The following is a 7,273-nucleotide window of genomic DNA, read 5'->3' as shown; positions in this document are numbered from 1 at the left end:
GTCGGGAACGTCACCCGCAGGTCGTCCACCCGGACGACGGGCTCGGTCGAGGCCATGTCACATTCCTTCACTAGAGCTGGTCTGGTCGGCGCTGTCGCGTGCTACTTGGCGATCCGCACCCGCGGGTCGACGACCGGGTAGAGCAGGTCGACGATCAGGTTGCACAGGACGATGAAGAACGCGCCCATGAGGGTGACGCCGAGGATCACCGGGAGGTCCTTGGAGACGATGGCGTCGATCGCGTACTTACCGATGCCGTTGAGCGAGAACGTCGTCTCGGTCAGGATGGCGCCGCCGAGCACCAGGCCCAGGTCGAGGCCGAAGATCGTGACGATCGGGGTCAGCGTGGGCCGCAGCGCGTGCTTGAAGATCACCCGGCGCTCGCTCAGGCCCTTGGCCCGGGCGGTGCGGATGTAGTCCTCGCCGAGGGTCTCCAGCATGCCCGCACGGGTCTGGCGCGCGTACTGCGCGGCGTGCAGGAACGCCAGGGTCACCCACGGCAGGATCATCACCTGGACCCAGGCGATCGGGTCCTCGGTGAGGGGCACGTACCGGGGCACCGGGAAGAGGTTCCAGTTGTGCACCAGGAACGCCAGCGAGAGCAGACCGGTGAAGTAGATCGGCAGGGAGACGCCGACCAGGGCCAGGGACATGGCGATCCGGTCGAAGATACTGCCCTTCTTGACGGCCGAGAGAACGCCGACCGCGACGCCGCCGACGACCCAGATGACGGCCGCGCCGGCGGCCAGGGACATCGTGACCGGCAGGCGGCTGACGATCTGCTCCAGGACCGGGGTGTTGGTCGAGAAGGAGTAGCCCAGGCACGGCGCCGCGCACTCCACCGTCTGCCGGCCGAAGGTGTACTCGGTGCCGAGGAGCAGCGTCCTGATGAAGTCGTAGAACTGGCCGGCGATCGGCTGGTCCAGCCCGAGCCGTTCCACCGTGGCCGCCAGGGCCTCGGGGGTGGGCGCCTTGCCCACGTACATGGCGGCCATGCCCTCTGGCGTCACCCCGGCCCAGCGGGGCAGGACGTAGAAGATCCAGAAGGTGACCATCGTGACGATGGCGAGCAGCAACAGGCCCGCACCGAGTCGGCGGAGAATGTAGGTCAACATCGCGGTCAGCGGCGGGGGCTACCCGCGGGGCCGCAGGGCCCCCGCCGCCTTCACCTGCCTTGTCGTGATAGTTCGGAACTTGGCCGGTGGTGGCTAGCCGCGGTCCACGCCCAGGGCCATGTAGTCGTACATGGCGTAACCCGGCTGGAAGTAGACGTTGGTCAGCTCAGGGGAGCGGTAGAACATCGCGCGGTCGAAGATCACCGGGAGGATGGCGGCCTGCTCCATCACGAGCGTGTCGATCTTGGCGTAGATGTCGGCGCGCTCGTCCGGGTCCTCGGTCTGCATCGAGCGGTCCCACAGCTCGTTGATCTCGGGGTCGTCGAGCTCGGCCATGTTGTAGTTGCCGGTCTCGACGATGGCGCGGCCGTCGGTGATCGCCTGGGCGAACCCGTAGCCGGTGGGCCAGTCGGGGATCCAGCCGGAGACGCTCAGGCCGATGTTGTTCTCGCGGACGAAGTCCTGGGAACCGGCGTACTGGCCGTAGAAGTCACTGGCCGGGTAGAGCTCGATGCTGGCCTCGATGCCGACCTCGGCGAGGGCGTTCTGCAGGGCCTCGGCGGTGTCGACGTCCTTCTCACGGCCCTCGCGGGCGGCGATGACGGTCTCGAAGCCGTCCTCCTCGCCGCACTCCTCCAGCTTCTCGCGGGCGGAGTCGAGGTCACCCTTGTTGTCCTCGGAGGGGTACAGGTCGCTCTCCGGGTCCGAGCCCGGGATCTGCGGCGGGATCAGGTTGGTGGCGATGTCGCCGCCCAGCTCACCGCCCCAGGCGCGGTGCATGCTGTCGCGGTTGGCCGCGTACATGATCGCCTGGCGGCAGGCGACGTCCTCGATGACCGGCGTGTGGATGTTCACGTACCGCAGGGCGCCCGAGTACAGGTTGTCGATGTTGGGGCGCTCGGACTCGTCGCCGGCCAGGCGGCTGTGCATGGCCGGACCCACGCCCGTGCCGCCCAGGTCGACGTCGAGCTCGCCGTTGACCAGGCGCTCGTCGATCTCGTCCTGGTTGACGCCGATCTCGACCTCGACGCGGTCCGGCAGCGCCGTGCGGATCGGGTCGGACTCGGCGTCCCACTCCTCGTTGCGGACCAGGTGGAGCTTGACGCCGGGCTCGTAGTCGCCGTCGAACTTGTACGGGCCCGAGGACATGACGTGCTGCTGGTAGAGCGCACCCGTGTCCGCGTCCACCGGGACCGGGGCGGTCTGCGGCATGATCAGGATGTTGGGGAACTCCGAGAAGCTCTCCTTGAGGTGGAAGACCAGGGTGTGGTCGTCCGGGGTCTCGATGGCGTCGAACTCGCCGAGCGGGTCCGAGGACTCGTAGACGTTGAAGTCCGGGTCGGCGTCGAGCTTCTGGGCGAAGTAGCTCGGGCCGTGGACCAGGGAGCCGCCGTTGAAGTCACCGCGGATGATGCCGTACTTGATGTCCTGGGCGGTGATCTCGGAGCCGTCCTCGTACTTGAGGCCCTCCTTGATCTCGACCGTCCACTCGGTGAAGTCCTCGTTCGGCTCGGGCATGCCCGCGGCCGTGTCGGGGACCAGGTCGGTGGCGTTCTCGCCCGGCTCCGGGTTGTAGGCCAGCAGGGTGCGCGCGTAGTAGCGCGAGAAGTTCCAGCTGAAGCCGTAGTAGGTGTCGCCCGGATCGACCGAGTCGAAGTCGTCCTGGATGGCGTAGCGCAGGGTGCCGCCGGTCTGGTCCGAGGCGTTGACCACGGAGTTCTCGGCGGCGTTGAAGCCGGCGCCTTCGCCGCCGCCGTCGCCGCCGGTGCTGTCGCCGCCGCCGCACGCGGACAGGAAGATGGACGCCGCCGCGCCGAGCGCGACGAAGCCGAGGGTGCGTTTCCTCAAGGAACTACCTCTCTACCGAACCTGAAAGGGGATGGTTGGACCCGCGGGTCGATCCGTGTCGGTACGGGGTCCGGCGATGGGCCTCGCCCCGTACCGACGCGGATCAGTCCGAGGTCTTGGGGTCGAAGGCGTCGCGGAGGCCGTCACCGAACAGGTTGAACGCCAGGACGGTGATGAAGATGGCCAGGCCGGGGAAGACGACGAAGTAGGGGCCGTTCTGGTAGAACGGGATCGCCTCGGAGAGCATCTTTCCCCAGCTCGGGGTGGGCGGGTTGATGCCCACGCCCAGGAAGCTCAGCGCCGCCTCGAACAGGATGTTCGTGGGGATCAGCAGCGTCGAGTAGACCAGGATCGGCGTGATCAGGTTGGGCAGGATCTCCTTGACCAGGATGTGCCGGTTGCCGGCGCCCAGGCTGCGGGCCGCCTCGACGAACTCGCGCTCGCGCAGGGAGAGCGTCTGACCGCGGACGATCCGCGCGATGTAGGGCCAGTTGAAGAACCCGATGATGAAGACGATGACGCCGATGCGCAGGCCGTTGCCGGTCAGGCCGAGGAGACCGTCGGGGATGACGCCGACGAGCGCGATCGCGAAGAGCATCAGCGGGAAGGCCAGGAAGATGTCCATGGCCCGGCTGATGAGGGTGTCGACCCAGCCGCCCTTGTAGCCGGCGATGATGCCGAGGACGGTGCCGAGGCCGACGCAGACCAGGGTGGACAGGAACGCCACGAGCAGGGAGATCTGCGCGCCGTGGAGCAGGCGGCTGAGCAGGTCTCGGCCCGTGGTGGGCTCGACGCCGAGCCAGTGGTCGGAGCTGATGCCGCCCCACGGGTCGGTGATCGCGTAGCCGAACTCGTCGTAGGGGTTCTCCGGGTCCTTGAAGGGAAGCCGGGTGGAGGGGTCGACGAGGTCCTGGTGGTACTCGGTGGGCGGGTACCCGAACCACTTGGTCAGGAGCGGCGCCAGGATCGCGGCGAGGATGAGCAGCGCGACCACCACGCCGGAGACCATCGCGACCTTGTCCCGCTTCAGCCGCTGCCACGCGATCTGCCGGAGGGACCGGTTGTCCGATCCGCCGTGACCGGCCATGGCCTCGGACTCCTCGACGGCATCCGCTGAGGTCGGCTGATCCGCCGACTCGGGGGCTTGCGAGGGCGCGCTCATCGGGACACCACTCTCTCCACTCATACGCTTCGGCCGAGGGAGGACTGAACCCACGCGTGAGACCTGGGGGATGACCCGCCTGGGGGTCCTCACGATGTGGGGCCGGTCGGATCTCGACACTGGCTGGCGTGGGCGGGACCGGCGGCGAGGAGGGGGTGCCTCCACCGCGCCGGACGCGGCTGCTCGGGCGCACCGACCCCAGTGAGGAGTTGGACACACCCGGCGCGAAACCGCCCGGGCTGTTACACAGCGACCAACCTACTCGCCATCTGGACACATATCGTCCAGTTCCGTGTCATGTATCTGAATCGTGACAAATGATGACAAAAAACTCATTTCTTGCCACTCTTCGACAAACTGCACATTCATCGGACGACCCTGGTGACCTGGACATACCAGCCAGTAGCGAGCCCTCACGATACTCCCTGATAACAGGCGAAACCGACGCGAAGAGGGAACGCTATGGCAAGTGCTATGGCTCCGAGAGTGTTCGCGTGAGTTCACAAAGCGACGGGGGATAGGCCGTCGCCCGTCCCTCGTCCGCACCGTCACCGTTCCGTTGCCGGTTCGTTCTCCGTCACCCCGCGGCCCGGAGGTGTTCGCCCCGGAGGGCAGGCGAAGCGGACGGCGGGCACGCGACGGAGGGCACGCCGTGAGACGCACGTGCCAGAAGTGGTACAGGAGTGGTGAAAGCTCCGCTGGCCCCGGGGCGCCCCGGATCTCAGTCGGCGGGGTCCGGCGGCCAGGGACCCAGCTCCGGCGGGGCGGGAGCGGTCGTGGTCACGGCGCCGTCGGTGCCACGGCCCGCCATCCAGGCGGCGAGGTCGCGCAGCGCTCCGCCGACCACGACGGGCGGTCCCTCCCCCGGGGACCTGGTGTGGTCGTCGTCGGTGGCCCGCAGGACCAGCCGCCTCCCCGCGGGAGCCCTGTCGGCCAGGAAGTCCAGAACGTGCAGGGCGAAGGCCCGCGACCAGTCGCGGGGCCGGTGGCCGACGGCGAGGTCGACGGCGTGGATCTCGGCCTCCCGCCACCGCGCCAGCGCGGTGTCCAGGACCGTGGCGCGGCGGAAGCGCACCGGTCGGCACCAGTCCCGCGCCGTCAGCGGGGCCCAGGTCCGTTCCAGGTCGCGCTGGGCCGACCGCAGGTCCTCTCGCGGGCGGGCCAGGGGACGGACGGCACCCCGTTCGATCGACCGGTCGCGCCCGTCCTGACCTCCGTCCTACATCTCGACCAGCTCACCGCGCAGCGCGAACCGCGCCTGCCGTTCGAAGGCGCGAGCGTTGTCCGTCAGGTGCTGGACGACGTGCCCGCGTGTCCACCCGGGAAGGGCCGAGGGCTGAGCCGTCCGCTCCTCTGTCCAGGCCGTCGAGCAGGTCCAGCACCCGGGCATGGGCCCGGGAGATCCGACGGATCAGGTCGCGGGGAGGGCGGTGGGGGTCGGCCATCCCCGCGCGCTAGTCGATCCCGCGCTTGCGCAGCAGCTCCTCGATGTCGCCGAAGTCGGACAGGTCGTCGGCGGGGGCGGCCTTCTTCCCCTGCGCCGGGCCCACCTGGGGCGCGGTGGCCCCGGGCCCGGCGGCCGCCTTGCCCGCACCCTTGCCGTCGGCGTCCTTGCCGGTGTCCTTGGCCTTCCCGGCGCGCGACCCGGTACCCACGCCCCGCGAGCGCATGACCCCGGAGGCGACGTAGAGCACCACGGCCAGCCCCGCGAGGATCACTCCGGCCCAGACGAACGGGCTGATCAACAGTCCGGTGAGGACCCCCACGACCCCGCGGACGAACTCCCACACCACGCCCATCAACCCGAGCAGGGCCACGGACAGCGGCACCAGCGACCAGGCCACGCCGCGCACGCCCGAGGCGGCGCCCCTGCGGCGCCACACGAGGAAGGAGATGATCAGCCCCAGCCCGGTGAGGACGGCACCCACGGTCAGATCGGAGACGGGCAGGTTCTCAGGCAGCTCGAACATGTCGCCAGTCTCCCATCCGACGCCGAAGCGCACATCAGGCCGATCCCTTAGGGAGTCTCCCGGTCCGGCGCCCGCCCGGGGCTCCTGCCTCCACGCTACCCGTGCCCTTCACACGTACACCGGACCAGCGCCGAGGGGCGGGGGCCGGTCAGTCAGCCGTCTCCGGGGCCGGGCCGAGGGCCTCGGCCAGCGCCGCGTGCATGTGCCTGCGCAGCAGATCCGGCCGCTCGGAGCGCTCGGTCCACGCCCAGTCGAGGGGGCCCAGCGGCGGCTCGGGGTCGTACTCGATCACCAGCTGCGCCAGACGGGCCGCCTCCTCCCCCTCCAACTCGTGGACCAGGTGCAGCGCCATGTCGATACCGGCGGACACGCCCGCCGCGGTGAGGACGTCCCCGTCCCGGACCCAGCGCTCGGACACGGGGGTGGCGCCGAACCGGGGCAGCGCGTCGAGCAGGCTCCAGTGCGTCGTGGCGCGGCGGCCCCGCAGCAGACCCGCGGCGCCCAGGATCAGCGAACCGGTGCACACCGACGCCATGAGGTGGGCCGACTCGGCCGCCGCGCGCAGCCAGCCCAGCAGGTCCTGGTCCGCGCAGGCCGCGAAGGTGCCGGCGGACCCTCCGGGGACGATCACCACGTCGGGGTCGGTGACCTGGTCGAACGTCGCCGTCGCCCGCAGCCCGACGGCGGCGTCGCTGTCCACCGCGGACAGGTCGCGGGCCACGGTCACGGTGCGCCAGTCCGAGCCGAGTCTCTCCAGGACGGAGGTCACGGTGAGGGGACCGACGAGGTCGAGCGCGGTGAGTTCGGGATAGAGCACGTACGCGATGGTCTTGGTCATGGCCCCAGCCTCGCCGGGCCCCCGGCCCCCCGCAACGCTTCCCCGCCGCCGTGTCAGGAATCGTGGGATCTCCGTCGTCCGGACACGGGCCCCGGAGCACGGGCTCTCGCCGAACGGCGGGCGTCGGCCACCCGGGGACCAACACCGAGGGGCCGCGACGCCCCGCGCCGCGGCCCCGTCCGGCGCGTGGGGTCAGCGGTCGGCGACCAGCGACTCCAGCCACTCCAGGTCCACGCCCACCAGCGAGTCACGAAAGACCACGCCCTCGCGCGGAGCGATCTCCACGTGGTTGGGCACCGCGACCGTGGCGCAGCCCGCCGAGGCGGCCGCGGCCACACCG

5 protein-coding genes and 2 pseudogenes are annotated in these 7,273 nt (G+C 70.1%); all 7 read right to left on the bottom strand.

The window, feature by feature from the left end:
* Positions 1-101: 101 nt before the first annotated feature.
* Positions 102-1,115, bottom strand: a complete 1,014-nt coding sequence (locus D471_RS0104350; protein WP_017597498.1) for an ABC transporter permease — start codon at positions 1,113-1,115, stop codon at positions 102-104.
* A 93-nt stretch (positions 1,116-1,208) separates the two neighbouring features.
* Positions 1,209-2,963 (bottom strand): ABC transporter substrate-binding protein, encoded by a 1,755-nt coding sequence (locus D471_RS0104345; RefSeq protein ID WP_017597497.1) that lies wholly within the window; start codon positions 2,961-2,963, stop codon positions 1,209-1,211.
* 103 nt (positions 2,964-3,066) lie between these two features.
* A complete protein-coding gene (locus D471_RS0104340; protein WP_026127402.1) occupies positions 3,067-4,125 on the bottom strand; it encodes an ABC transporter permease in 1,059 nt (352 codons plus the stop codon).
* 721 nt (positions 4,126-4,846) lie between these two features.
* Positions 4,847-5,515: pseudogene (locus D471_RS41265) on the bottom strand (maleylpyruvate isomerase family mycothiol-dependent enzyme).
* A 64-nt stretch (positions 5,516-5,579) separates the two neighbouring features.
* Complete coding sequence (locus D471_RS0104330) at positions 5,580-6,095, bottom strand: hypothetical protein (protein ID WP_040688319.1); 516 nt, start codon at positions 6,093-6,095, stop codon at positions 5,580-5,582.
* 148 nt (positions 6,096-6,243) lie between these two features.
* Positions 6,244-6,933 carry a DJ-1/PfpI family protein gene (locus D471_RS0104325; protein ID WP_017597492.1) on the bottom strand — a complete coding sequence of 230 codons (690 nt, stop codon included), beginning with the start codon at positions 6,931-6,933 and terminating at the stop codon, positions 6,244-6,246.
* Between the two features lie 192 nt (positions 6,934-7,125).
* A pseudogene (locus D471_RS41575) lies at positions 7,126-7,273 on the bottom strand (HAD family phosphatase); the annotation flags it as partial.

It is taken from the genome of Nocardiopsis lucentensis DSM 44048 (genome assembly GCF_000341125.1).
GTDB classification, from domain to species: Bacteria; Actinomycetota; Actinomycetes; order Streptosporangiales; family Streptosporangiaceae; genus Nocardiopsis; species Nocardiopsis lucentensis.
The sequence above is the reverse complement of the archived record's forward strand: the minus strand, read 5'-3'. Positions and strand labels throughout refer to the sequence as shown.